This window comes from Mycolicibacterium iranicum (assembly GCF_014190915.1).
Taxonomy (GTDB): Bacteria; Actinomycetota; Actinomycetes; order Mycobacteriales; family Mycobacteriaceae; genus Mycobacterium; species Mycobacterium iranicum_B.
Genome location: NZ_JACHVU010000023.1, coordinates 1 through 22,658, shown reverse-complemented (window position 1 = coordinate 22,658; position 22,658 = coordinate 1). Strand labels below are relative to the sequence as shown.

26 protein-coding genes, 3 tRNA genes and 1 pseudogene are annotated in these 22,658 nt (G+C 67.9%); 16 read left to right on the top strand and 14 right to left on the bottom strand.

Features of this window, described 5'->3' with window-relative positions:
* Positions 1-91: 91 nt before the first annotated feature.
* Positions 92-586 carry a nitroreductase family deazaflavin-dependent oxidoreductase gene (locus FHR72_RS26185; RefSeq protein WP_183474495.1) on the bottom strand — a complete coding sequence of 165 codons (495 nt, stop codon included), beginning with the start codon at positions 584-586 and terminating at the stop codon, positions 92-94.
* A gap of 9 nt (positions 587-595) precedes the next feature.
* Positions 596-2,017, bottom strand: a complete 1,422-nt coding sequence (gene pdxR / locus FHR72_RS26180; protein ID WP_183474492.1) for a MocR-like pyridoxine biosynthesis transcription factor PdxR — start codon at positions 2,015-2,017, stop codon at positions 596-598.
* Between the two features lie 49 nt (positions 2,018-2,066).
* On the opposite strand from pdxR, the gene FHR72_RS26175 reads away from it, so the two are divergent.
* Positions 2,067-2,528, top strand: a complete 462-nt coding sequence (locus FHR72_RS26175; protein WP_183474489.1) for a carboxymuconolactone decarboxylase family protein — start codon at positions 2,067-2,069, stop codon at positions 2,526-2,528.
* A complete protein-coding gene (locus FHR72_RS26170; RefSeq protein ID WP_311736262.1) occupies positions 2,480-3,337 on the top strand; it encodes a phosphotransferase family protein in 858 nt (285 codons plus the stop codon). The genes FHR72_RS26175 and FHR72_RS26170 overlap by 49 nt, the downstream gene beginning before the upstream one ends.
* Here FHR72_RS26170 and FHR72_RS26165 read toward each other — a convergent pair.
* Entirely contained in the window at positions 3,334-3,648 is a 315-nt protein-coding gene (locus FHR72_RS26165) for a TFIIB-type zinc ribbon-containing protein (RefSeq protein ID WP_183474486.1), read from the bottom strand. The genes FHR72_RS26170 and FHR72_RS26165 overlap by 4 nt on opposite strands.
* A gap of 73 nt (positions 3,649-3,721) precedes the next feature.
* On the opposite strand from FHR72_RS26165, the gene FHR72_RS26160 reads away from it, so the two are divergent.
* The gene (locus FHR72_RS26160) at positions 3,722-4,177 is read left to right on the top strand and encodes a pyridoxamine 5'-phosphate oxidase family protein (RefSeq protein ID WP_183474504.1); all 456 of its coding nucleotides are present in this window, start codon (positions 3,722-3,724) and stop codon (positions 4,175-4,177) included.
* A gap of 4 nt (positions 4,178-4,181) precedes the next feature.
* Here FHR72_RS26160 and wzm read toward each other — a convergent pair whose 3' ends face one another.
* Genes wzm through FHR72_RS26140 form a run of 4 tightly spaced genes read right to left on the bottom strand, consistent with a single transcriptional unit; the run spans position 4,182 to position 7,319 of the window.
* Positions 4,182-5,012: a galactan export ABC transporter permease subunit Wzm/RfbD gene (wzm, locus tag FHR72_RS26155; protein ID WP_183474483.1), complete on the bottom strand. Its 831-nt coding sequence runs from the start codon at positions 5,010-5,012 to the stop codon at positions 4,182-4,184.
* A gap of 6 nt (positions 5,013-5,018) precedes the next feature.
* Positions 5,019-5,993, bottom strand: a complete 975-nt coding sequence (gene glfT1, locus FHR72_RS26150) for a galactofuranosyltransferase GlfT1 (RefSeq protein ID WP_183474480.1) — start codon at positions 5,991-5,993, stop codon at positions 5,019-5,021.
* Positions 5,990-6,802 (bottom strand): galactan export ABC transporter ATP-binding subunit Wzt/RfbE, encoded by an 813-nt coding sequence (gene wzt / locus FHR72_RS26145; protein WP_183474477.1) that lies wholly within the window; start codon positions 6,800-6,802, stop codon positions 5,990-5,992. The genes glfT1 and wzt overlap by 4 nt, the downstream gene beginning before the upstream one ends.
* A 7-nt stretch (positions 6,803-6,809) precedes the next feature.
* Positions 6,810-7,319: a bacterial proteasome activator family protein gene (locus FHR72_RS26140; RefSeq protein WP_183474474.1), complete on the bottom strand. Its 510-nt coding sequence runs from the start codon at positions 7,317-7,319 to the stop codon at positions 6,810-6,812.
* Between the two features lie 509 nt (positions 7,320-7,828).
* Between FHR72_RS26140 and FHR72_RS26135 the strand changes: the two genes are divergently transcribed.
* Positions 7,829-9,025, top strand: a complete 1,197-nt coding sequence (locus FHR72_RS26135; protein WP_183474471.1) for a cysteine desulfurase-like protein — start codon at positions 7,829-7,831, stop codon at positions 9,023-9,025.
* Here FHR72_RS26135 and FHR72_RS26130 read toward each other — a convergent pair.
* Complete coding sequence (locus FHR72_RS26130; RefSeq protein WP_183474468.1) at positions 9,022-9,996, bottom strand: NAD(P)H-quinone oxidoreductase; 975 nt, start codon at positions 9,994-9,996, stop codon at positions 9,022-9,024. The two genes, FHR72_RS26135 and FHR72_RS26130, sit on opposite strands and share 4 nt — an antisense overlap.
* Before the next feature lie 79 nt (positions 9,997-10,075).
* Between FHR72_RS26130 and FHR72_RS26125 the strand changes: the two genes are divergently transcribed.
* The 3 genes from FHR72_RS26125 (at position 10,076) to FHR72_RS26115 (ending at position 12,354) form a co-directional block, all read left to right on the top strand.
* Complete coding sequence (locus tag FHR72_RS26125) at positions 10,076-10,588, top strand: MarR family winged helix-turn-helix transcriptional regulator (protein ID WP_183474465.1); 513 nt, start codon at positions 10,076-10,078, stop codon at positions 10,586-10,588.
* Between the two features lie 10 nt (positions 10,589-10,598).
* Positions 10,599-10,688 (top strand) — tRNA-Ser (locus FHR72_RS26120).
* 349 nt (positions 10,689-11,037) lie between these two features.
* Complete coding sequence (locus tag FHR72_RS26115; RefSeq protein WP_260156275.1) at positions 11,038-12,354, top strand: MFS transporter; 1,317 nt, start codon at positions 11,038-11,040, stop codon at positions 12,352-12,354.
* Here FHR72_RS26115 and FHR72_RS26110 read toward each other — a convergent pair.
* The 4 genes from FHR72_RS26110 to hisC are packed head-to-tail and all read right to left on the bottom strand — an operon-like array spanning position 12,341 to position 15,205.
* Positions 12,341-13,162 (bottom strand): crotonase/enoyl-CoA hydratase family protein, encoded by an 822-nt coding sequence (locus tag FHR72_RS26110; RefSeq protein WP_183474462.1) that lies wholly within the window; start codon positions 13,160-13,162, stop codon positions 12,341-12,343. The two genes, FHR72_RS26115 and FHR72_RS26110, sit on opposite strands and share 14 nt — an antisense overlap.
* 16 nt (positions 13,163-13,178) lie before the next feature.
* Positions 13,179-13,622 carry a hypothetical protein gene (locus tag FHR72_RS26105; RefSeq protein WP_183474459.1) on the bottom strand — a complete coding sequence of 148 codons (444 nt, stop codon included), beginning with the start codon at positions 13,620-13,622 and terminating at the stop codon, positions 13,179-13,181.
* 18 nt (positions 13,623-13,640) lie between these two features.
* Positions 13,641-14,153, bottom strand: a complete 513-nt coding sequence (locus FHR72_RS26100) for a DUF4334 domain-containing protein (protein ID WP_221194453.1) — start codon at positions 14,151-14,153, stop codon at positions 13,641-13,643.
* A complete protein-coding gene (gene hisC / locus FHR72_RS26095; RefSeq protein ID WP_183474456.1) occupies positions 14,153-15,205 on the bottom strand; it encodes a histidinol-phosphate transaminase in 1,053 nt (350 codons plus the stop codon). The genes FHR72_RS26100 and hisC overlap by 1 nt, the downstream gene beginning before the upstream one ends.
* Before the next feature lie 84 nt (positions 15,206-15,289).
* On the opposite strand from hisC, the gene FHR72_RS26090 reads away from it, so the two are divergent.
* The 5 genes from FHR72_RS26090 to FHR72_RS26070 all read left to right on the top strand — a co-directional run bounded on the left by FHR72_RS26090 (position 15,290) and on the right by FHR72_RS26070 (position 17,773).
* Positions 15,290-15,378: transfer RNA gene (locus tag FHR72_RS26090), tRNA-Ser, on the top strand.
* Positions 15,379-15,450: 72 nt separating this feature from the next.
* Positions 15,451-15,523: transfer RNA gene (locus tag FHR72_RS26085), tRNA-Arg, on the top strand.
* A gap of 185 nt (positions 15,524-15,708) precedes the next feature.
* The gene (locus tag FHR72_RS26080; protein WP_183474454.1) at positions 15,709-16,794 is read left to right on the top strand and encodes a hypothetical protein; all 1,086 of its coding nucleotides are present in this window, start codon (positions 15,709-15,711) and stop codon (positions 16,792-16,794) included.
* A gap of 34 nt (positions 16,795-16,828) precedes the next feature.
* Positions 16,829-17,329, top strand: coding sequence for a metallophosphoesterase family protein (locus tag FHR72_RS26075; RefSeq protein WP_183474451.1), 501 nt, complete (start codon positions 16,829-16,831; stop codon positions 17,327-17,329).
* Between the two features lie 27 nt (positions 17,330-17,356).
* Positions 17,357-17,773 carry an MmcQ/YjbR family DNA-binding protein gene (locus FHR72_RS26070; RefSeq protein ID WP_183474448.1) on the top strand — a complete coding sequence of 139 codons (417 nt, stop codon included), beginning with the start codon at positions 17,357-17,359 and terminating at the stop codon, positions 17,771-17,773.
* Here the strand turns inward: FHR72_RS26070 and FHR72_RS26065 are convergent.
* Positions 17,770-18,108 (bottom strand): winged helix-turn-helix transcriptional regulator, encoded by a 339-nt coding sequence (locus FHR72_RS26065; protein ID WP_183474445.1) that lies wholly within the window; start codon positions 18,106-18,108, stop codon positions 17,770-17,772. The genes FHR72_RS26070 and FHR72_RS26065 overlap by 4 nt on opposite strands.
* Before the next feature lie 101 nt (positions 18,109-18,209).
* On the opposite strand from FHR72_RS26065, the gene FHR72_RS26060 reads away from it, so the two are divergent.
* Both FHR72_RS26060 and FHR72_RS26055 read left to right on the top strand, forming a co-directional pair.
* The gene (locus tag FHR72_RS26060; protein WP_183474442.1) at positions 18,210-19,091 is read left to right on the top strand and encodes an NAD(P)-dependent oxidoreductase; all 882 of its coding nucleotides are present in this window, start codon (positions 18,210-18,212) and stop codon (positions 19,089-19,091) included.
* Positions 19,088-19,945, top strand: a complete 858-nt coding sequence (locus FHR72_RS26055) for an NAD(P)-dependent oxidoreductase (protein ID WP_183474439.1) — start codon at positions 19,088-19,090, stop codon at positions 19,943-19,945. Before FHR72_RS26060 ends, FHR72_RS26055 begins: the two co-directional genes overlap by 4 nt.
* On the opposite strand, the gene FHR72_RS26050 is transcribed toward FHR72_RS26055, so the two are convergent.
* Positions 19,914-20,483, bottom strand: a complete 570-nt coding sequence (locus tag FHR72_RS26050) for a cupin domain-containing protein (RefSeq protein WP_183474436.1) — start codon at positions 20,481-20,483, stop codon at positions 19,914-19,916. The two genes, FHR72_RS26055 and FHR72_RS26050, sit on opposite strands and share 32 nt — an antisense overlap.
* 49 nt (positions 20,484-20,532) lie before the next feature.
* On the opposite strand from FHR72_RS26050, the gene FHR72_RS26045 reads away from it, so the two are divergent.
* On the top strand, positions 20,533-22,410 hold the full coding sequence (locus tag FHR72_RS26045) for an alkyl/aryl-sulfatase (protein WP_183474433.1): 1,878 nt from the start codon (positions 20,533-20,535) through the stop codon (positions 22,408-22,410).
* Positions 22,411-22,452: 42 nt separating this feature from the next.
* Positions 22,453-22,658, top strand: a pseudogene (locus tag FHR72_RS26040) (DUF222 domain-containing protein); the annotation flags it as partial.

Below are 22,658 nucleotides of genomic sequence, written 5' to 3'. Positions count from 1 at the left end.
GTCTACTACGTCGACGTCCGCTGAGCGGCGCCACCTGAAGTAACTTCCCTCAACAACAGGGCCACCTCTGCAGAGGTGGCCCTGTTGCATGTCAGGCGGACCGGACCAACCGGATCACAGGAATCTTCCGATTGCCCGCTCGCACTTCGTAATCGCCGTATCCCGCATATACATCGAGCGCCTTCTTCCAGGCCGCGGACCGTTCCGCCTCGTCGGCGATCTCCCTAGCCGTGTACACGCCGCTGTGTTTCCCGGCGAGCACCTCGACGCGCGGATTGGCGACCAGGTTGCGATACCACGCAGGGTGGCCGGGGCGACCGTAGTTCGACGCGATCACGATCAGCGAATCCCCGTCGGTGGCATAGGCCAGCGGATGCTCCCGCCGCAGACCGCTTTTCGCGCCGATGGTGGTGAGCAGCATGAGTGGCAGGGGATACACGCTGCTGAGCCGCCCGCCGGTGAGGCGCATCAGTGGCGGATCAAGGACGGGCGCGATCTTCTGGGCGAAGAAGAGCCCGGGCCTCGAGCGGCCGAATTTCTCCAGTGCGCGCTCGTAGATGTTCATCGGACGGCGCTGTGCGGTCACACCCCGAAGTTACAGTCCGCTCCCGCGCAGAACGTCACAAAGCGCGGAAACAGCCGCCGGGAAGGCATGTTCGGCAGGCGCTGCGAATCCGACCAGCAGTCCGTCGCGCTGCGCAACCGACGAGCCGGCGGCGGGATGTCGCATGATCGAGAGCCCGGTCAGGGCGATGCCCGCTTCGCCGGCTCGCCGCAACACTTCAGGTTCCGCCCCGTCGGGCAGCGTCACCAGCATGTTCACCCCCGCTGCGAGTCCGCCGATGCCCACCTGCAGCGGTGCCAGTGCCGACGCCAGTGCATCCCGGCGTCGGCGGTACCGCATCCGCATCCTCCGGATGTGCCGATCGTAATAGCCGCCGGCGATGAAATCCGCCAGTGTCAGCTGGGATAGGACGGAGACGTGAAACTGTTGTCCCCCTGCACTTTCCACCACTGGTTCGACGAGCTCGTCGGGAAGGGCCATCCATCCGAGACGGAGTGCTTGGGACAGGCTCTTGCTCGTCGATCCGAGATAGGCGACGCGGTCGGGCCGCAGCGCCTGCAACGCTCCGACCGGTTGCCGGTCGTAGCGGAACTCCCCGTCGTAGTCGTCGTCGAGTACGAATCCGCCAGTCCGAGAGGCCCACTCGACCACTGCCAGCCGTCGCGAAGAGTCCAGTGACATGCCCAGGGGATTGTGGTGTGCCGGTGTGAGCAGGACCGACGTCACCTCGGTGGCGTCGAGCTCCTCGACAACGGCCCCCTGTTCGTTTACGCCGATCGGCACCGTCTCAACCCCGCACGCCTCGATGGCATCCCGAAAAAGGAACAGCCCGTACGCTTCGACTGCCACCGGGCCGCCGAGGGTGCGCACCAGCAACTCGACCGCGTGCCGAACACCCGCACAGATGACGATCGAATCAGGTGACGTGCGAACGCCGCGGGCTCGCGCCAGATAATCGGCCAGCGCCGAACGTAATTCGGGTCGACCACGCGGATCGCCCATCCGGAAGGCCTCCGTCGGCGCGTTCATCACGGCCCGTCGCACCGACGCCGCCCACTGGCTCCGGGGAAACTCGGCGACATCCGGCGAGCCGGGCATCAGGTTGTGGACCGGCGCCACGCGGGCCCCGTACGGCCGCGGCGGCACCGGGGAAGCAGCCGGCAGTGCGTGTGCGGTGTCGACGACCCAGGTGCCCGCGCCCTGGCGAGAGGCGAGCCAGCCTTCGGCGACGAGTTCGGCGTAGGCGTCGGCCACCGTGTTGCGGGCCAGCCCTAGGTCGGCCGCCAGGGTGCGTGACGGCGGCAGCAGGGTGCCCGGTGCCAACCGGCCCGAGCGTGCCGCCTCGCGCAGCGCGGCCATGAGTGCGTCCTTGGCCCCGCGGGTCCCAGGTCGCAACGCGTCGCGCAGATCGAGGTGGAGGTCCCGAGTCCCCGAATTGGCCCACGAAGTCACGATGGAATTGAACCATTGCGGCGGGACAATGCGCACTACCGTCGACGATATGACACAGACACTCGCCACCCGGTCCCGCTTGAAGATCTACAAGTCCTCGCCCGAGCTCTACGACGCGATGATGACGCTGTCCACCTCGGCGGCCAAGGACGTGGAACCCGAACTGGCAGAACTGATCAAGATCCGCGCCTCCCAGATCAACCACTGCGCCTTTTGCCTCGACATGCACACCCGCGACGCCCGCAAACAGGGTGTCGCAGAACAGAAGCTCGACGTACTGGCGGCGTGGGCGGAAGCGGGCGACCTGTTCTCCGAGCGGGAACGCGCCGCGCTCGCGCTGACCGAAGCCATCACCGAACTCGGCCACGGCGGCGTGTCCGACGAGGTGTACGACCGCGCCGCCGCAGCGTTCTCGGATCGTGAACTGGGCCAGGTGATCGCGATGGCTGTCACCATCAATGCGTGGAACCGCATAAACGCGGCCGTGCAGACGCCCCCGCCGCGCCGCTGACGCCGGCCGCCGACCCGCCGCTGACGCCGGCCCCCGCCGCGCCGCTGCGTACCCGCTCCGGGGCCGTGGTCGTCCTCGTCGGCGATGTCGTCGAGAAGCTGCACCGGCCCGGAACGGATCCTCGGCTCCTGCAGGAACGTCTCCGCATCGCCGCCGCGTCGGAGACGCTCCTGTCGCCCCTCTCCGTCATCCCGGAGGCGGAGGGGTCACGTTGGCGGACGCGGTGGCCGCGAGTGGAAGTCGTTGCCGCTGTGCCGGAGTCGCTGCCCTGGGTCGATGCGGCGACGACGTTGGCGGCGCTCCACCGAGAACCCGTGCCGCCACGGGCACCCGACCACGGATGGCCGCAACGGCTGAGCCGTGCCTGGGAACGCCTGCGAGACAGAACGGGTCCGGTCCGTGATGCCGCAGCGAGCCTGCCCGACGCCGTCCGGCGCGCCGCGTCGCCGACACGTCCGGTCGCTCTCGTGCACGGCGACTGGCATCTCGGACAGCTGGGCCGGCTCCCGGGGACGCTGCGCTGGCAGCTGATCGACATCGACGACGTCGGGGTCGGTGACCCGGCGTGGGACCTGGCCCGGGTGGCGGGGTTCTGGGCTGCCGGACTCGTCCCTGACGACGACTGGCGCACCTTCGTCGACGCCTACCGCCGCGCCGGCGGCCCGGCACTGCCCGGGGGCGACCCGTGGGCCGTCCTCGAGCCCTACGCCCGTGCGGCCGTCGTTCACGCCGCGGCGTCGGGTCTGGTCCACGGTGACGCCGACCCGACTCAGCAGGCGCTCGTCGACGCGTGCGGCCGAATGCGCTAGCTCGAGAAGAAGAGCCGCCCGAATCCCTGCTTGCGGTAGTGCTTGTTGCCGCGCTGCCCCCAGCCCGGTCCGTACCCGTAGCCGTGCTGGGCCGGCATCGGAGGAGGCGGGCTCTGGACGAACCGGTTCTCCATCTGCGTCAACGCCTCCAGTTCGCCGAAGTCGAGGAAGATGCCCCGGCAGCTGTCGCACTGCTCCAAATGGATGCCGTTGCGTTCGTAGGTGGTCATGACCCCCGAGCACTTCGGGCACAGCAGGGTGTTGCCCCTGCCGGAGGGGGATTGTGCGGGCTGGTATGGCGGGATGCTCATATGTCCATTAACGCAGGCGGGAAGTGTCTTTGGACCCTAGATGGCCACGGAAACCCGCATGAGCATGGAAATCATGGATGCGACAACCGCAGCGCTGAACGACTCCGACGCCCCCGTCACCGAGCTCACCGAAGCTCAGAGCTGGCAGCAGCTCGCTGCCGTCTCGCTGGGCCGGCTCGTGACCACGGTGAACGGCTGGACCGAGATCTTCCCGGTGAACTTCGTGGTGCAGAACAACACGGTCCTGTTCCGCACCGCCGAGGGCACCAAGCTGCTGACCGCAGCCCTCAACGAATACGTCGTCTTCGAGGCCGACGACCACAACGTCGTCGAAGGGTGGAGCGTGATCGTGCGGGGCAAGGCCCGTCTGCTCTCGACGTCCCCCGAGCTCGCCGAGGCGCGCCGTGCGGGTCTCTACCCGTGGATAGCGACCCACAAGGAGCGGTTCGTCCGGATCGTGCCGCAGACTGTGACCGGCCGCCGGTTCGTGTTCGGCCCGGAGCCCGACGGTGGCGCGCTCGTCAGCTGACCCGTCACACCCAGTACGGCACGCGGGCGCGGTACTGCCGCATGGCCAGGGCCGCGAACGTCCATCCCACGACGGTGAGCACCAGCACCACGATCCAGTGCCGCAGCTCCTGATCGGCACCCAGCAGTGGGGCGCGGACGATGTCGAGGTAGTGCAGCAGCGGGTTGAGCTCGACGATCTTCGCCCAGCCCCCGGCTCCCTGCGCCTGCAGCGTCGCCTCGTTCCAGATGATCGGCGTCATGAAGAACAGCAGCTGCACGAGGCTGTTCAACAGCGGGCTGATGTCGCGGTAGCGGGTGGCCAGGATGCCGAAACACAAAGCGACCCAGACACAGTTCAGCGCGATCAACGCCAGCGCGGGGATGACGGCGAGGTCCGTCCACGTCCACGGCTTCGGGAAGATGATCGCGATGATCACGAAGATGATGACGTTGTGCGCGAACAGGATCATCTGCCGCCACACGAGCCGGTAGACGTGCACCGACAGCGGCGTCGGCAGCTGCTTGATCAAACCCTCGTTGGCTACGAACACGTCGGCGCCCTCCAGGATGGACGCGTTGATCAGATTCCACACGATCAGCCCCAGGGTGACGTACGGAAGGTGTTCGGAGAGTTCCAGTTTGAACAGCATCGAGTACAGTCCGCCCATCGCCACGGCGGTCGTGCCGGTGGCGATGGTGATCCAGAACGGGCCCAGCACCGAACGTCGATAGCGCTGTTTGATGTCCTGCCAGCCCAGGTGCAGCCACAGCTCGCGCTTGCCGAACCCCTCGACCAGATCACCCCACGCGCGTGCGAACGTCTTGGACCGCGAGGCGGCATCCATGATCGTCATCTGTATCTATTTCCCGTCGCTTCGCTCGCCCCGGCCCAAGTTCCCGTCGCTTCGCTCGCCCCGGCCCAAATTCCCGTCGCTTCGCTCGCCCCGGCCGAATCTCTCCCGCCGGCCCATGCGCTGCAGCCGAATCCACTCCTTGAAGCCCTCGGGGTCGCGCTGGGACACCAGAAAGTACCAACCGAAGCGCACCCATTCCTGGGGCAGCAGCTTCCGCAGACCCGGCTGTGACAGCACGTAGCCTCGATTGCGGTAGGTGAAGAACCGCTTCGACGCGTTGTCGGGGTACTGCGTGTGCATACGACCGCCCAGGATGGGCTTGAATTCGTCTGTGCCGCAGGGGTGCAGATAGCGCGTCTGCAGCGACGTGCCGAACGGCAGCCCCGAGCGCACGAGCCGACGGTGCAGCTCGACCTCGTCGCCGCGGATGAACAGACGCAGGTCGGGGACACCGACGGCCTCGATCGTGGAGGCACGGAACAGCGCGCCGTTGAACAGTGACGCGATACCGGGCAGCAGATCCTCGGTGCCGTCCACCTGCAGCTCACTGACCAGGCGGCGCCATTTCAGCCCGCGGCGCAGCGGGAACGCCAGCCAGTCGGGTGCGTCGAGGTTGCACACCATCGGCGATACCTCGGCCAGTCCGTTGCGTTCGGCGCAGTCGAGCAGCACGGCCAGCACATGGGCGTTCTGCGGTCGCCCGTCGTCGTCGGCCAGCCACACCCAGTCGGCGCCCATGCTCAGCGCGTGCAGCATGCCGAGTGCGAAACCGCCTGCGCCACCGAGGTTCCGGCGAGATCCGAGGTAGGTCGTGGGGACGGGCTGACCCGCCACCAGCTCTTCGACGGCGGGGTCGTCGTCGTTGTCGACGACGATCAGGTGGTCCAGCGCACGGCTCTGCGACGACAGGGCGTCGAGGGACTTCGCGAGCTCGCCGGGACGCCGATGGGTGACGACGACCGCGTAGATGGTCTCGGTCATGCAGACCGGTTCTCCCGCGCGTTCTCCTCGAGCACCTCGCGGACATGCCGGGCGGCGTCCTCGCCCTCGTAGGCGCGCACGACGTCCTCGATCCCGCCCTCCATCTTGATCGTGCCGTGGTCGATCCACATCGCCGTGTTGCACAGCCGGGCCAGGAATTCGTTGGAATGGCTGGCGAACACCAGGATTCCCGAGCGCGACACCAGGTCGGCGAGTCGGGTCTGTGCCTTCTTGAGGAACTCGGCGTCGACAGCGCCGATGCCTTCGTCCAGCAGCAGGATCTCGGGGTCGATGCTGGTGACCACGCCCATCGCCAGCCGGACCCGCATGCCCGTCGAGTAGGTGCGCAACGGCATCGACAGGTAGTCACCCAGCTCGGTGAACTCGGCGATCTCGTCGACCTTGGCCAGCATCTGCTTGCGCGTCTGCCCCAGGAAGAGCCCGCGGATGATGATGTTCTCGAACCCCGAGATCTCCGGATCCATGCCCACGCCGAGGTCGAAGACGGGGGCGACCCGGCCGTGGACGGCGGCGACCCCGCGGGTCGGCTCGTAGATGCCTGAGAGCAACCGCAGCAGCGTCGACTTGCCGGCGCCGTTGTGCCCGACCAGGCCGACCCGGTCGCCCATCTTCAGCGACATGGTGATGTCGCGCAGCGCCTCGATGACCACCACGTTGGATTCGTTGCGTCCGATGGCGCCGCCGGCCTTGCCCAGGAACGCCTTCTTCAACGAGCGCGTCTTGGCGTCGAAGATGGGGAACTCGACCCACGCGTTATGGGTCTCGATGTGCGGTTCGGTGCTTGTCACGCGGCTCTCACAGATACTGACCGGTGCCGGGGTGTCCCGGACCGCGTTGACCCGGGACGCCCATACCGGGGGGCAGAGCGCCCTGACGCATCTGCTCCAGCTGCTGACGGGCAGCCATCTGCTGGGCGAACAGGGCGGTCTGGATGCCGTGGAAGAGGCCCTCCAGCCAGCCGACGAGCTGCGCCTGGGCGATGCGCAGTTCGGCGTCCGACGGCACGTTGTCCTCGGTGAAGGGCAGCGTCAGCCGTTCGAGTTCGTCGCGCAGTTCGGGCGCCAGACCGTCTTCGAGTTCCCGGATGCTGGTCCGGTGGATGTCGCGCAGGCGCCCGCGGCTGGCCTCGTCCAGGGGTGCGGCGCGTACCTCTTCGAGGAGCTGCTTGATCATCGTGCCGATCCGCATGACCTTGGCGGGCTGTTCGACGAGCTCGGTCAACGATTTGCCGTCGGCGGCGCGCTCGATGTCCATCTCGCCGTCGCCGATGATCTCGATGTTGTCGTCGTCGGAATTCGTAGCCATGTCTCTAAGAGTGCCCCAGCTTTTCTCGCCCATTGCGTCCGGGCTCTGCGGGGTGAGCAGACCCCGGTTCGCCGTTTCGTAGATCTTCTCCCACGATCCGGATTTGTCCAGCGACGGGCCGCCGACGCGCGGTGCCGCACCGGCCCGCAAAGCTGCGAACCTGCTGGATCCGCCCCGTAGGCGAGCGCCGCCCGGCGCGCGGCATCCTCGGTGTGTGGAGACGTCGACGGGCGAACGGCGTGGCCACGCGGGTCGCCGCCGCGGCCCCGGGAAAGAGGGCTGACGGTGGCCAGCGAATCCGTTCGCCATGGCCGTGTTCGGTCGTCTGTTTGCCCGGCAACGGGGCCCATACTGGCGGTCCGCGCAGGGCGGCGGCTGGACTAGTATGACTGCCCAGATGACTCGCGCTCCCACGGGCGCGGGCGGTGGACAGCGAGGTCGGGCGGCCGTCGAATCACCGCAAAACGGGTGGTACGGCGAAGTTCCAAGACGCACTAAGGTGGGCTGGCATGGCATACGACGTCGCCCGGGTGCGTGGTCTGCACCCGTCGCTGGGCGATGGCTGGGTGCATATGGACGCCCAGAACGGCATGCTGCTGCCCGATTCCGTGGGCCGTGCCGTGTCGACGGCGTTCCGCGGGTCGATGCCCACAACCTCCAGTGCCCACCCGGCCGCTCGGCGCAGCGCCGCCGTCCTGGCCGCGGCCCGTCAGGCCGTCGCTGACCTCGTTAACGCCGACCCCTCGGGTGTCGTCCTGGGCGCCGATCGGGCGGTGCTGCTGACCTCTCTGGCCGACGCCGCGTCGGGGCGCGTCGGCCTCGGCTATGAGCTGGTCGTCACCCGACTCGACGACGAAGCGAACATCGCCCCCTGGCTGCGTGCCGCCAACCGTTTCGGCGCCAAGGTGAAATGGGCCGAGGTCGACATCGAGACGGGCGAGCTGCCCACCTGGCAGTGGGAGGGTCTGGTCAACCGACCGACCCGGCTGGTGGCGGTCACCTCGGCCTCGTCGACCCTCGGCACGGTGACCGAGCTGCGCGAGGCGACCAAGCTGGTGCACGAGGTCGGCGGCCTCGTGATCGTGGATCACTCGGCCGCGGCGCCGTACCGGTTGTTCGACCTGCAGGAGACCGACGCCGACGTCGTCGCCGTCAATGCGCTCGCGTGGGGCGGCCCGCCGATCGGCGCGCTGGTGTTCCGCGACCCGACGGTCATCGAGGCGTTCGGTTCGGTGTCGCTGGACCCGCACGCCGTCGGCGCCGAGCGCCTCGAGCTCGGGTCACCTCAGTTCGGCATGCTGGCCGGCGTCGTCGCCAGCATCGAATATCTTGCCGCGCTTGATGATTCGGCGCAGGGCACGCGCCGCGAACGGCTCGCGATGTCGATGCAGTCCGCATCGGTCTACATGGGCGCCGTGTTCGACTACCTGCTGACGTCGCTGCGGTCGCTGCCCACGGTGACGGTGATCGGCAGCCCCGAGGTCCGGATCCCGGTGCTGAGCTTCGCGATCGCCAATGTCCCCGCCGAGCACGTCGTGCAACGCCTCGCCGACAACGGGATCCTGGCGATCGCCGACGCCAATTCCCGGGTGCTCGACCTCATCGGTGTCAACGACGTGGGCGGGGCGGTGACCATCGGGCTGGCGCATTACAGCACCGCCGCCGAGGTCGACCAGCTCGTACGGGCGCTCGCCTCGCTGGGCTAGACGTCCAGACGCAGCAGCACCTTGCCGGCGACGTCGCCGGACTCCAGCAGTTCGTGGGCGGCCTGAGCCTGGTCGATCGGGTATTCGGCGCCGACGACCGGACGTACGAGGCCGTCGGCCACCATCGGCCACAGCTCGCCCACGACGCGGGACACGATCTCGCTCTTGCCCGCACGCCCGCTCACCGGGCGCGCTCGCAGCGCCGTCGCGATGACGCTGCCGCGTTTGCCGAGCAGCTTGCCGATGTTCAGGTCGCCCTTCGCGCCGCCCTGCATCCCGATGATCACCAGCCGGCCGTCAGCAGCAAGCGCCTCGACGTTGCGGTCGAGATAGGCCGCGCCCATGATGTCGAGGATCACGTCGGCGCCACCGGCCTCGCGGACCACCTGGACGAAGTCGTCGTTGTGGTAGTCGATCGTGATCTCGGCGCCCAGCTCCGCGCACAGGTCGAGCTTGTTGCGCGAGCCTGCGGTGACCGCGACGCGGCAATTGAGCGCTCGCGCAACCTGAATCGCGTGGGTGCCGATGCCGCTGGCGCCCCCGTGGACGAGGAGCAGCTCGGGTGCGGACAGTCGCGCCGTCATGATCACGTTCGACCAGACCGTGCATGCGACCTCGGGCAGGGCCGCGGCGTGCGGCAGCGGGACGCCGTCGGGCAGCGGCATCACCTGTCCGGCCGGCACGGCGACGAGTTCGGCGTAGCCGCCACCGGCCAGCAGTGCGCAGACCTCCTGGCCCTCCGTCCACTGCGTCACGCCGTCGCCGAGCGCGGCGACGGTGCCCGACACCTCGAGGCCCATGATGTCGCTGGCGCCGGGAGGCGGCGGATAGTTGCCCGCGGCCTGCAGGAGATCGGCGCGGTTCACCCCCGCGGCGGTGACCTTGATGACGACCTCACCGGGGGCGGGTACGGGATCTGGCACAGACTGCCAGGTCAGCTCGCCGGACGGGTCCGCCACGATCGCACGCATTCACGCAACGCTACTACGCTGCGGAAACACGTCCAGATTTCCCCACCGGCCATCACCTCTCCGACCTACTATGTGCCGTATGGAGGGGATAATTGGGGGAAGGACGGCCAGTGATACGCCGGGCCTTGACATTGCTGAGCAAAGAGCGTGGCAGAACTTTCTGGACGCTGCACTGCGGTTGTACGCGACGATGAACCGGTCGCTGTCGGACGAGCACGGGCTCACGTTGAACGACGTGCGGTTGCTCGACCTGCTGGCCAAGTCGCCGGCCGGGTCTGCCCGGATGGGCGACGTCGCGGAATCGCTGATGTCGTTGCCCAGCCGGGTGACGCGTCAGATCCATCGTCTGGAGGTGCAGGGCCTCGTCGGCCGTGGCGCCAGTCCGGAGGACGGTCGCGGTGTGCTCGCCACCATCACGCCGGAGGGGAGAACGGCGCTGGCGGTGGCGATGGAAACCTACGGCGCCGCCGTCCGGACGCACTTCCTCGACCGGCTGAGCCGGCCGCAGGTCACTGCGATGGGGGAGAACTGCCGCCGCATCAGCGCAGGACTGAAGACCGGCGGCCCGCCGGCCAAGATCGGCCGCGTCTAGACTGTCCCGCGGTGGCGTGGCAGAGCGGCCTAATGCACTCGCCTTGAAAGCGAGAGACGGCTAACACCGTCCGGGGGTTCAAATCCCTCCGCCACCGCCACGGACACCGCGTAGCTGTGAACGCCTGACTACGCGGAATTCGACGCACCCGGGGGGGACGCAGCGGTGGGTTTGTCAACGCTGGTGTCGGGTACGACCTGCCTCCCGGGCTTTGGATCGGGAGGGAGACCAGATGCGCCTGCCGACGTGGTTGACGTCGTTGCTGTACAGCGGAGACAGCGTCTGCGAATGTGGTTGTCCCCGCAGCGGTCACAGTCCCGAGTGCGCGTTCTGCCACTGCCCGCAGTTCTCGCTGTGGCTGAAGTGACCGCGTGTCCCCCGATCGGTGGACACCGAAATCCGCCATTCGCCCGCTGTGCGGGGCGGGCTGACCCGGCGACCATTGAGGCATGGCAACGCACACCATGACCCGCGACCTCAGCGTCCGCCCGAACACCGGTGAGCTGCGCCGGATCTCGATGGCCGGCTACGTCGGCTCGGCGATCGAGTTCTATGACTTCTTCATCTACGGGACCGCCGCGGCGCTGGTGTTTCCGGCCGTGTTCTTCCCGGAGCTGAGCCACGTCATGGCCACGACCGCATCACTGGGCACGTTCGCCGCGGCGTTCGTCGCCCGGCCGGTGGGGGCGGCGGTCTTCGGCCACTTCGGCGACCGCATCAGCCGCAAGCAGACCCTGGTGGCGACGCTGATGCTGATGGGCATCGCGACGGTCGGAGTCGGCGTGATCCCCAGCACCGCCAGTATCGGCATCGCCGCCCCGCTGCTGCTGATCGCGCTGCGCCTGGTGCAGGGCTTCGCGGTCGGCGGTGAATGGGCCGGCTCGGTGCTGATGAGCGCCGAGAGTGCGCCGCAGGACAGGCGGGGCTACTACGGCATGTTCACCCAGATGGGGCTGGGCACCGCGATGGTGTTGTCGAACCTCGTGTTCCTGCTCGTGCACCTGGCGGTGGGGGAGGACAGCCCGGCGTTCCTGCAGTGGGCGTGGCGCATCCCGTTCCTGCTGAGCGCCGTGCTGATCGTGGCCGCCCTGGTGATCCGGCTGAAGGTGCAGGAGGGCCCGGCCGCCGCCCAGAAGGCCACGCACGCAACGCATTCGGGCGCGCCCATCGTCACAATGATGCGCAGGCAGGGCAAGACGGTGCTGCTGGCCGCCGGCGTGGCACTTTGTGCGCCGATGCTGGTCTTCCAGGCCGGCACGTTCATCACCCACTTCGCGGCCGAGCACATGGACTATTCGACGAACATGGTGCTGCTGGTCAACGTGATCGGTGGGCTCTGCGCTGTCGGATGTGCCGCGCTCACCGCGATTCTCAGCGACACCCACGGCCGGCGCCGTGTCATCCTGGCCAGCTTCGCGTTTGCCGCACCGTGGTCGTTCGTGGTGTTCCCGCTCGTCGAGACCCAGGACCATCTGATCTTCGGGGTGGCCATCGTGGTGACCTACGCGTTCATCGGTCTGTGCACGGGCCCGATGGCGGCCTTCCTGCCCGAGGTGTTCGCCCCCGAGTACCGCTACACGGCTGCGGCGTTGTCGCACACCGCCGGAGCCATCGTCGGCGGAGCGATACCGCCGGTGGTGTCGCCGATCCTGATGGCGGCGTACGGCGGATGGGCCATCGCCGCGATGATGGGCGGACTTGCCGCCGTCAGCCTGCTGTGCGCGATCGCCCTGCCCGAGACGGCAGCCCGGATCACTCGCCGGTGAAGTTCGGCGGTCGCTTCTCGAACATCGCCTTGATGCCCTCGGCCAGGTCGCGCGAGGGCAGAAAGGCGGAGTTCCATGCGGCGACATAACGCAGGCTGGCCGCGACCTGCGCGGTGCGCTGCTCGTCGAGCACATCCTTGATCCCGTTGACCACCAGGGGCGGGTTGGCCGCGATCTCCGTGGCGGTGGCCCGCGCTGCGGCGAGCGAGGCGTCGGCGTCGGGATAGACGTCGTTGACGAGGCCGATCTTCTCGGCTCGTGCGGCGTCGAAATCCTTACCCGTCAGTGCCAATTCGCGCAGGTGGCCGTCGGACAGGATCATCGGCAGCCGCGCGAGCGAGCCGACGTCGGCGACGATCGCCAGCTTGACCTCCCGCACCGAGAACTTCGCGTCCGCGCTGGCGTAGCGGATGTCCACCGCCGAGATCAGGTCGACGCCGCCGCCGATGCACCACCCGTGCACCGAGGCGATCGTCGGGGTCCGGCAGTCGGCGACCGAGGTGATGGCCTGCTGCATGGTCTTGAGGTGAGCGTGGAAGTCCGCGCGCGGCTTGGCGGTGGATCCCTCGGTCATCACCGCCGAGAGCGTGTGGCCCATGGCCATCAGGTCCAGGCCATAGCTGAAGTTCTTGCCCGAGCCGGTCAGGACGATGGCACGCACGTCGGGGTCGGCGTCAAGTTCTCCGAACACCACCGGCAGCTCGGCCCAGAACGCCGGACCCATCGCGTTGCCCTTGCCGGGTCCCATCAGCGTCACCTGCGCGATGTGATCGGCGATGTCCACGGTGAGGGCTTCGTAGGTGCTCATGTCCGATGAGGCTAGTTCAGCCGCCCGGCTGGCCCATGAGCACCTCGCTGACCGTGGCGCTGGGCAGGAACTGGCAGGCGGCGTCGGCGAGGATCTGTCCGACGAACTCGCCGTCGGGCCCGAGCGGGTTGCCCTCCTGGGACAGGATCTCGCGGACGACGGCGACCCGGGTCGCCTCGTCGAGTGAGTTGTATTCCTCGCAGCTCATCGACAGCGCGTTCGGCGGCGCCGGGACCTCGGGCACGTCGGTGTTGCGGGTCGGCAGGGGGAGGTTCGGAATCTCGATGTCCGGCAGGCCGGGAATGCCCGGCGAAGTGGTCGGAGTGCGCTCGGAGGTGAGCGGCGGACCCGGTTCGGTGGTCTGCGCGACCACACCCTCGGTGGTCTGCGTGCACGCCGCTGTCCCGAGCACGGCCGCCAGGCCGAACGTCGCAGCGATCATCCGCACGTGGGTCTTCATCCCGGCCACGATATGCGGCTAGACCCGTTCGAGATAGAAGTAGAGGTGACGGGGGGTGCCGGAGGAGGTGTCGAGCGCACCTTTGCCGTTCATGATGCCGAGGACGGCGTTGTCGTCGACCACCTTGAAGTGGTCGTGCACCGGCTTGCCGTCGTAGACCATCGAGGCGACGGACTCGCCGCGGAACTCCTCCATCCACAGGCTGGCCTCCCCGCCCATCGCCTCGGTGTTGGAGAACTTGTTGCCCTCGGCGTCGATGCAGACCAGCGGCTTCGCGTCGGACGCGGAGTGGAACGTCTTGCCGAACCAGTTCAGCCGCTTCATGAAGCCGTTGGCCTTGTGCCCGGTCTGGAACTCACCGCCTTTCCACTCCCCGATCATGAAGTCGACGGTGGCCGGCTGCAGCGTCGCCCAGAACTCGTCGAGCTCGGCGTCGGCGATCTCGTCGGTGCGCTCGATGAGCCTGGCGAAGGTCTCGCGGGCGGTCGTCGTGGCGGGCGGGCCAGACGAGGTGGGTGTCGACGAGGTCATCAGTTTCCTATCCAACGGCGGGCGAAATCGAGGAAGAGGTCGTTCTCGTGGGGCGCGGCGACGGTCACGCGGACGCCGTCCTCACCGTAGGGCCGGACGATGATCCGGTCGTTGGCGGCATCGGCGGCGAACTGCTGCGCGCGGCCGACCAGCGGCAGCCACACGAAGTTGGCTTGCGAGGACGGCAGGTCGTAGCCCGCGTCACGCAACGCCTGGAACACGCGGGCCCGTTCGCCGACCACGGCGTCGGTGCGTTCGAGCAGTTCGTCGGCAGCGTCCAGGCACGCGATCGCCGCGGCCTGCGACACGCTCGTCGCGGTGAACGGGACGTAGACCTTCGACAGCGCGGTGATGATGTCGGGGTCGGCCACGGCATAGCCGATGCGCAGACCGGCAAGCCCGTAGGCCTTCGAAAAGGTGCGCAGCACAACGACGTTGCTGTGGGCGCGGACCAGGCCGAGGCTGTCGGGCACGAGGTCGCCGCGGACGTACTCGATGTAGGCCTCGTCGAGCACGACGAGGATGTGCGGCGGCACCGCCTCGACGAATCGGGTGAGTGCTTGGGGGTCGACGACGGTGCCGGTGGGGTTGTTCGGGTTGCACACGAAGATCAGCCGGGTGCGATCGGTGATCGCCGCGAGCATCGCGTCGAGGTCGAAGGTGTGGTCGCTCAGCGGCACCTGCACCGGTGTCGCGCCTCCGGTGCGGACCTGCAGCGGGTAGATCTCGAAGCTGCGCCACCCGTAGAGGACCTCGTCGCCCACGGTCGAGGTGATCTGGATCAGCTGCTGGCAGAGGCTCACGGAACCACAGCCGACCGAGATGTTCTCCGGGGCGACGTTCACGTGCTTGGCGAGCCGCTCCTTGAGCTCGACGTAGCCGTTGTCGGGGTACCGGTTGATGCCGTCGACCGCCTTCTCGATCGCCGCCCGGACGCTGGGCAGCGGTCCGTGGACGGTTTCGTTGCTGGCGATCTTGATGGCGCCGGGGACCGTCCGGCCCGGTGTGTAGGCAGGAAGATCGGCGAGCTCAGGGCGAAGACGGGCGGACACCTGAGACAGTTTATGGCCCGCCCGCATCTGCTTTGCTTCCCGCGGTGGGCCCTGTGTACTCTGTCGCAGCGGCGGTAAACGTCGGGAGGCGTGCCAGAGCGGCCGAATGGGACTCACTGCTAATGAGTTGTCCGCCTTAAAGCGGACCGGAGGTTCAAATCCTCTCGCCTCCGCGCTTGATGGCCGGCTCGCCGGCGTGCTCGACCCGCCGGCTCGCCGGCTGACAACTGAACATGCACGACCACGCGCCCGTAGCTCAACGGATAGAGCATCTGACTACGGATCAGAAGGTTAGGGGTTCGAATCCCTTCGGGCGCACTCTGCTTTTTTCCGGCTCCCGCCCGCGTCCTCGACGCGCCGGCCCGTCTCCCGTCATGCCAATCCGGTGCCATGCGGAACGCGGGTCAACACAGCGATGACAACCCGCCACGTTTCCGGCCGGACGCCTCTAAGCTGATGCGCAGCAAACCCGCGGGGGGCGGGTGTCCGGCTAGGGGGACATGATGACTGCACGGGTCGGCTCGTTACTCACTTCGGCGGCGGCGCTGATGGCGGTGGGGACCTTGTCCGTCCCACCTGTGGCGCCTGCAACCACCATCGAGCACAGGGCGTCCCAGCAATCCGTTCGGCTCGCCGCAGTTCCGAGCCCTTTGGAGTTCTACCCCCGGGTGCTGCGCGACGCGGTCGGCGGCGCGAATGACGTCGCGGAGCAGTACTTCGCGGATCCCTTCCCGATCTTGCGTGTGACGCTGAGCAATCAGGTGTCGGCGTTCCTGGATGCGGCCTCCGCACTGGCCGACGGTGATCTGTCCGCAGCGGCGGCCGCTGCGATTGATGTGCTCGTCCAGCCGTTCACCACCGTGCGGGCGGCCGCCTCGTACTTGTCCGATTTCTTCCTCGAATCACCGTTCGTTCTCGCGGCTTTCGCGAGCTTCGCGGTCGGGCCTCTGGTGAACGGTCTGGCTGCTACGGGAAAGGCGCTGTGGGACATCGTCGAAGCCGCGGTCACCTTTGATCTCGTCGGGGTCGTCAATGCCGTGATCAATGTGCCGGGGCGGATCGTGGACGGCGTGCTCAACGGCGGCTATGTGGAGGTGCCGTACTTCGGGTACCTCCCCGGGCTGTTTTCGACGACGAACGAGGTCAATATGGGCCCGGGCATCCTGTCCCTCTTGACGACGCTCGACCAAGGCATCGCCGCCGCGATCCCCGTCCGCGAATCAGCGGTCCCTGAGCCCGTGGACGGCGAGGTCACCACCGTCGAGTCGGTCCCCGACGACGGCGCCGATGCAGTTACCGCGCTCGCGTCAGTGGCTGAGCATCCGGAGGAGTCCTCGACCTTGGACGAAGACGAGCTGACAGTCGGCAACGACGAAGGGCAGAACCACGTCGCGTTGTCGGACGAACCGGCTGAAGACGGAGAAGACGGCGCCGGTGAAGCCGCAGACGCGTCATCGGCGAACGTGGAAAGCGACGTCGACGAGGCCGTGGCCACGTCGGAAGAACAGCAGACGGATAGCGGGTCGCCGGCGGCGACAACAGACGTGGGTGCCTCGGCTGAGGGGAACGACTCGGCAGATACCGATTAACGGTGCCCCCCGGCCACGCCGCTAGGTTGGAACCGTGCGCCTCCTGTTGATCTCCGACACGCACCTCCCCAAACGCGCCAAGGACCTCCCCGCCGAGGTCTGGGCCGCCGTCGACGACGCCGACGTGGTGATCCATGCCGGGGACTGGGTCGAGGCCGATCTGCTGGACCAGCTCGAAGCGCGGTCGAAGCGGCTCGTCGCGTGCTGGGGTAACAATGACGGACCCGAGTTGCGCAGCCGGTTGCCCGAGCGTGCCGACGTCGTTCTGGAGGACGTGAGATTCACCGTCGTCCACGAGACGGGTGCGTCCGGCGGCCGCGAGGCGCGGATGGCCAAGGAATATCCGGACACCGACGTGCTGGTGTTCGGGCACAGCCACATCCCGTGGGACACGACGGCCGGCACCGGCCTGCGGCTGCTCAATCCCGGCTCACCCACGGACCGTCGGCGCCAACCACACTGCACGTACATGACCGCGACGGTCGAGGCGGGGCAGGTGCAGGACGTCGAACTGCACCGGCTGGAGCGGCGATGAGCGCTCACGCGAAGAGCAGAGAGTGCCGTGCGTGACCGTCCGGCAACCGTCGAGGACGTCCACGCGATCGCAGCGTCGATGCCTCACGTCACCCGCGTCGAGGGGCCGAAGGCGGGCAATCCGATCTATCAGGTGGGCGGCAAGTCCTTCGTGTTCTTCCGGACGCCTCGCCCTGACGCCGTTGACCCCGACACCGGCGAGAAGTACCCCGACGTCATCGTCCTCTGGGTCGAGTCCGAAGACGACAAGCTCGCACTGACCCAGGATCCGGATTCGCCGTTCTTCACCACCGACCACTTCAACGGCCACCTGTCGGTGCTGGTGCGCGCCTGCCGTCTCGGGGAGGTCAGCCTGTCCGAGGTGCGCGAGCTGATCCAGGACGCCTGGCTGTCGCGCGCCTCGAAACGGCGGGCGCAGCAGTGGCTCGCCGAGCAGAACGGCTAACCCGCGTCGGCCGCACAGATCTGCGCGATGTGCTTCTCGGCCCAATTGCCCATCGGCTCCAACGCTTCCAACAACTCCCGACCGGCGGGGGTCATCGAATACTCGACCCGTGGCGGCACTTCGTGATAGCTCTCGCGGTGCACGACTCCGTAACACTGCAAGTCTTTCAGATGCTGGGTCAGCATCTTCTGCGAGATACCCGAGAGGTTGCGGTGCAGTGTGTTGAACCGCACCGGCCCGTCGCTGAGTTCCCACAGGATCAACGGGACCCACTTGCCTGCGACGACCGCCATCGCCGCATCGAGCCCGCACGTGTACTTGCCCAGCATCGCCATGACGTCCTCCTGCTGATGGCGGCCAATAGTTCCCTGAAGGTAAGTACCGCACTTAATAGTGGGTACTTGTCGGAAAGTATGCGCGTGCCCACGATGGTGCCATGACCTCGACGACATTCCTAGGCACCGGCGAGATGGGTTCCGCTCTCGCCGCCACCGCGCACACGGCCGGTCACCCGACCACCGTGTGGAACCGCAGCCCCCGGCGCACACAGGCGTTGCGCGACAACGGAATCACCGTGGCACCCAGCGTTTCTGATGCGGTCGCCGGCGCCGATCTGGTCGTCGTGTGCCTGCTCGACCATGCGTCGGTCCACGACGTTCTGGACCCGGTGGCCGACCTCCTCGCCGGCCGTCACCTGATCAACCTGACCACGACGACACCCGACACTGCGCGCGAGCTGGCCCGGTGGTCAGAGGCCGCAGGCGTCGCCTACCTCGACGGCGGCATCATGGCGACGCCGGAGATGATCGGCACGGCCGCGTCGACGGTGTTCTACAGCGGTGCGCGCGACGTGTACGACGCGCACCGCACCCTTCTCGAACAGTGGGGAACACCTGAGTTTTTCGGCCCGGACCCCGGCATGGCGGCGCTCTACGACCTGGCGCTGCTGGCCGCCATGTACACCATGTTCGCAGGGTTCTTCCAGGGCGCGGCCATGGTGGCCCCTTCGGGGGTGAGCGCGACGGAGTTCGCCCGACGCGCAGTGCCGTGGTTGCAGGCGCTCACGCCGTCGGTCGCCGAGTACGCGGCAGTGATCGACGGCGGCGACTACGCGGCGCCCGGCCAGCAGAGCCTGACGTTCAGCGATCTCGGCGACATCGCCGATGCCGCACGCGCGCAGGGGATCAGCACCGAGGTGGTGGACGCCGTGCAACGCCTCATCCGCCGGCAGGTGGATGCCGGCTTCGGCTCCCACGGCTTCGCCCGCATCTTCGAGAGCATCAAAAACCCCGTCTCGACGCCCGGGGAGGCCGCGTGAGCGCCGACGTCACCGTCGTCGGGCTGGGGCCGATGGGGCAGGCACTCGCCGGGGCGCTGATCGACGGCGGCTACCGCGTCACGGTGTGGAACCGAACCGAATCCAAGGCGGTGCAACTGCTTTCGCGAGGAGCCCGGTGGGCGGCGACCCCGGCCCAGGCTGTCGCCGCCGGGGACGTCACGCTCGTCAACGTGGTCGACCACGACGCCGTGGACGCCGTGGTCACCGCCGCGGGCGACCTCACGGGACGCGTTCTGATCGGCCTGAGCTCGGACACCCCCGACCGGGCACGCGGTACTGCCGCACTCGTCGCCGCCGCCGGCGGACGCTATCTCGACGGCGCGATCATGACCCCCACCGACACGATGGGGACGCCCGACGCCCGCGTGCTCTACGCCGGACCGCGGGAGCTCTTCGACGAGCATCGGGCCGTCCTCGACGCCCTCGGAACAGCGACCTGGCTGAGCGAGGACCACGGGCGCGCGGCGGCGTACGACATGGCCCTGCTCGATGTGTTCTGGACCGCGACCGGCGGGTTCCTGCACGCTCTGGAAACCGCTCGCGCACAGGACATCACACCCGGTGACCTGCTGCCTCACGCCCTCGGGATCGCCGCCATCCTGCCCCCGGTCTTCACCGAGCTCGCCGAACGGATCCACGCCGACCGCCACGGCGAGGCCAGCGCATCGGTGTCGTCGGCCGCCGCGTCGCTGCGGCACCTCATCGCCACCTCGGAGAGCAGCGGTGTCGATGCCGGCGTGCTGAAGGTGCTGCGACGGTATGCCGACCGCGTGGTCGCCGCCGGCCACGGGGATGCCGAGATCAGTCGCCTTGCGGCTGCGATGCGTGGCTGACCCGGGCGTGGTGGGCGCCGCAGACGAACAGCGCAAGGCGCGCCGGGACGTCGCCCGGGTTGTGCCATCGGTGCCGGGTGCCGTTCTGCACGACGGTGTCTCCGGGGTTGAGCGTGACCTTCGCGCCGTCGTCGAGTTCGAGCTCGACGGTCCCTTCGAGCACCACCTCGAAGTCGATGGTGTCAGTGGTGTGCATGCCGGCGTCGTCGCCGCGTTCCATGTAGGCGAGCAGGCCGGGCAACTTCTGCTCCGCGTCGGCCAGGGCCTCCTCAGCGCTCAGCTGGTCGGTCCTGGCGGTGGCCGTCCCCGGCGGCAGCGTGAACATCGAGAACCGGAATCCGCCGACTGGCGGAAAGTAGGTGTGCCACTGCGGCATCGAGCCGTCGTCGGGGAATTGCGGGGTCTCATCGCCACCCCAGAGCAGCGTGAATTCCGAACCGGGGAGCATCACCGGCGCGCGTGGGCTGACCAACTCATCGCTGGCGAATACTGACTTTCCGGACGCATCGTGTCCGGTGACCACTCGGCGTACATCCATTGCGTCAGTCAAGCACCGCCGAGGGCCGTTCCGTGGCAGTCTCACCAATATGGACAGCAAGCCCCCCACCCCGACGATCGAGGCCGCCCACCGCGACCAGTCTGAGGGTCTTCCTTTCACTGACACCCGGGATTTCGCCGACGCCGACCGAGGGTTCATCGCAGCCCAGCAGCCGTGTGTCATCAAGGCCGCCGACGGCCGCGTCGTCTGGGACAACGACGTCTACGCATTCCTCACCGGAGACGCCCCGACCACGGTGCATCCGAGCCTGTGGCGGCAGTCGACGCTCGCGGCCAAGCAGGGCCTGTACGAGGTGGTCGACGGCATCTATCAGGTGCGCGGCTTCGACCTGTCGAACATCACCTTCGTCGAGGGTGACACCGGCATCATCGTGATCGACCCCCTGGTGTCGACGGAGGTGGCGGCCGCGGCGCTCGCGCTGTACCGGCAGCACCGCGGCGACCGGCCGGTCGTCGCGGTCATCTACACCCACAGCCACGTGGACCACTTCGGCGGGGTGCTGGGGGTGACATCGCAGGCCGACGTCGACGCGGGCCGGGTAGCGGTGCTGGCGCCGGAGGGGTTCACCGCCCACGCCGTTCAGGAGAACGTCTACGCGGGCACCGCGATGACCCGCCGCGCGGGCTACATGTACGGGACGGTGCTGGCGCGGGGGCCGCAGGGGCAGGTGGGTTGTGGTCTGGGACAGACCCCGTCGACGGGCGAGGTGGCGATCATCGTGCCGACCGTCGACATCCGGGAGACGGGGGAGACGCACACTCTCGACGGTGTGGAGATCGAATTCCAGATGGCGCCGGGCACCGAGGCTCCCGCCGAGATGCACTTCTACTTCCCGCGCTACCGGGCGCTGTGCATGGCCGAGAACGCCACGCACAATCTGCACAATCTGCTGACGCTGCGCGGCGCCTTGGTGCGTGACCCGCACGGGTGGGCCGGTTACCTCACCGAGGCCATCGACACGTTCGCCGACCGGGCCGACGTGGTGTTCGCCTCGCACCACTGGCCCACGTGGGGTAAAGACCGGATCGTCGAATTCCTGTCGCTGCAACGGGATCTGTACGCCTACCTGCACGACCAGACACTGCGGCAGCTCAACCAGGGGTACACCGGTATCGAGATCGCCGAGGATTTCGCCATGCCGCCCGCGCTGGAGAACGCCTGGCACGCCCGGGGCTACTACGGATCGGTGAGCCACAACGTCAAGGCGGTCTATCAGCGCTACATGGGCTGGTTCGACGGCAACCCGGCCCGGTTGTGGGCGCACCCGCCCGAGGCCATCGGGCCGCGCTATGTGAAAGCGATGGGCGGGCTGGACCGGGTCGTCGAGTCGGCGCGCGAAGCCTTCGACAGTGGTGACTTCCGCTGGGCAGCAACACTTCTCGACCATGCCGTTTTCACCGACGAGAACCACTCCGCGGCGCGGGAGCTGTACGCCGACACGCTCGAGCAGCTGGCGTACGGGTCCGAGACGGCGACGTGGCGCAACTTCTTCCTCGCCGGTGCCACAGAGTTGCGGGACGGCAACTTCGGCACACCGGTGCAGGCGAATTCGTCGGCCATGGTCGGCCAGCTCTCGCCGGAGCAGATGTTCGACGTCCTGGCGATCAGTGTGAACGGCCCCCGCGCCTGGGATCTCGACCTCGCGATCGACGTCACGTTCCTTGATGCCGCCGTCAACTACCGTCTGACCCTGCGCAACGGAGTTCTGGTCTACCGCAAGCTCGCCGCGGACGAGTCGACGGCCCAGGCGACGGTGCGCCTGGCGAACAAGCTGCGGCTGCTCACCCTGGCGACGGGCGACAGCAGTTCGCCCGGCCTCGAGATCACCGGTGATGCGGACGTCCTCACGTCATTGGTGTCGGTGCTGGACAAACCGGACCCGGATTTCAACATCATCACTCCGTAGCCGTCCGGCTGACTTGTCGGACCCTGCTGTCATGATGGGGTCATGTGTTCGGCGGCAACGTCTTTGGCTGCTCATCCGGGTGAGCGGTTGGAGGTGTTGTTCGGCGAGTTGGCGGAGCTGGCGGGTCAGCGTAATGCGATCGATGGCCGCATTGTGGAGATCGCGGCGCAGATCGAGCGTGATGAGTTGTGTGGGATGACCGGTGCGCGGTCGGTGGCGGCGTTGATGGCGTGGAAGACCGGGTCCTC

Excerpts from the sequence above, each read along its gene's own strand:
- FHR72_RS26045 (WP_183474433.1), top strand. The coding sequence starts at position 20,533 with ATGGACAGCAAGCCCCCCACCCCGACGATCGAGGCCGCCCACCGCGAC.
- FHR72_RS26105 (WP_183474459.1), bottom strand. The coding sequence starts at position 13,622 with ATGAAGACCCACGTGCGGATGATCGCTGCGACGTTCGGCCTGGCGGCC.
- FHR72_RS26115 (WP_260156275.1), top strand. The coding sequence starts at position 11,038 with ATGGCAACGCACACCATGACCCGCGACCTCAGCGTCCGCCCGAACACC.
- FHR72_RS26160 (WP_183474504.1), top strand. The coding sequence starts at position 3,722 with ATGGATGCGACAACCGCAGCGCTGAACGACTCCGACGCCCCCGTCACC.
- FHR72_RS26080 (WP_183474454.1), top strand. The coding sequence starts at position 15,709 with ATGACTGCACGGGTCGGCTCGTTACTCACTTCGGCGGCGGCGCTGATG.
- FHR72_RS26125 (WP_183474465.1), top strand. The coding sequence starts at position 10,076 with ATGGAGGGGATAATTGGGGGAAGGACGGCCAGTGATACGCCGGGCCTT.
- FHR72_RS26140 (WP_183474474.1), bottom strand. The coding sequence starts at position 7,319 with ATGGCTACGAATTCCGACGACGACAACATCGAGATCATCGGCGACGGC.
- FHR72_RS26065 (WP_183474445.1), bottom strand. The coding sequence starts at position 18,108 with ATGGCGATGCTGGGCAAGTACACGTGCGGGCTCGATGCGGCGATGGCG.
- FHR72_RS26130 (WP_183474468.1), bottom strand. The coding sequence starts at position 9,996 with ATGCGTGCGATCGTGGCGGACCCGTCCGGCGAGCTGACCTGGCAGTCT.
- FHR72_RS26060 (WP_183474442.1), top strand. The coding sequence starts at position 18,210 with ATGACCTCGACGACATTCCTAGGCACCGGCGAGATGGGTTCCGCTCTC.
- wzm (WP_183474483.1), bottom strand. The coding sequence starts at position 5,012 with ATGACGATCATGGATGCCGCCTCGCGGTCCAAGACGTTCGCACGCGCG.
- glfT1 (WP_183474480.1), bottom strand. The coding sequence starts at position 5,993 with ATGACCGAGACCATCTACGCGGTCGTCGTCACCCATCGGCGTCCCGGC.
- FHR72_RS26165 (WP_183474486.1), bottom strand. The coding sequence starts at position 3,648 with ATGAGCATCCCGCCATACCAGCCCGCACAATCCCCCTCCGGCAGGGGC.
- FHR72_RS26050 (WP_183474436.1), bottom strand. The coding sequence starts at position 20,483 with ATGGATGTACGCCGAGTGGTCACCGGACACGATGCGTCCGGAAAGTCA.
- FHR72_RS26175 (WP_183474489.1), top strand. The coding sequence starts at position 2,067 with ATGACACAGACACTCGCCACCCGGTCCCGCTTGAAGATCTACAAGTCC.
- FHR72_RS26135 (WP_183474471.1), top strand. The coding sequence starts at position 7,829 with ATGGCATACGACGTCGCCCGGGTGCGTGGTCTGCACCCGTCGCTGGGC.
- FHR72_RS26110 (WP_183474462.1), bottom strand. The coding sequence starts at position 13,162 with ATGAGCACCTACGAAGCCCTCACCGTGGACATCGCCGATCACATCGCG.
- FHR72_RS26100 (WP_221194453.1), bottom strand. The coding sequence starts at position 14,153 with ATGACCTCGTCGACACCCACCTCGTCTGGCCCGCCCGCCACGACGACC.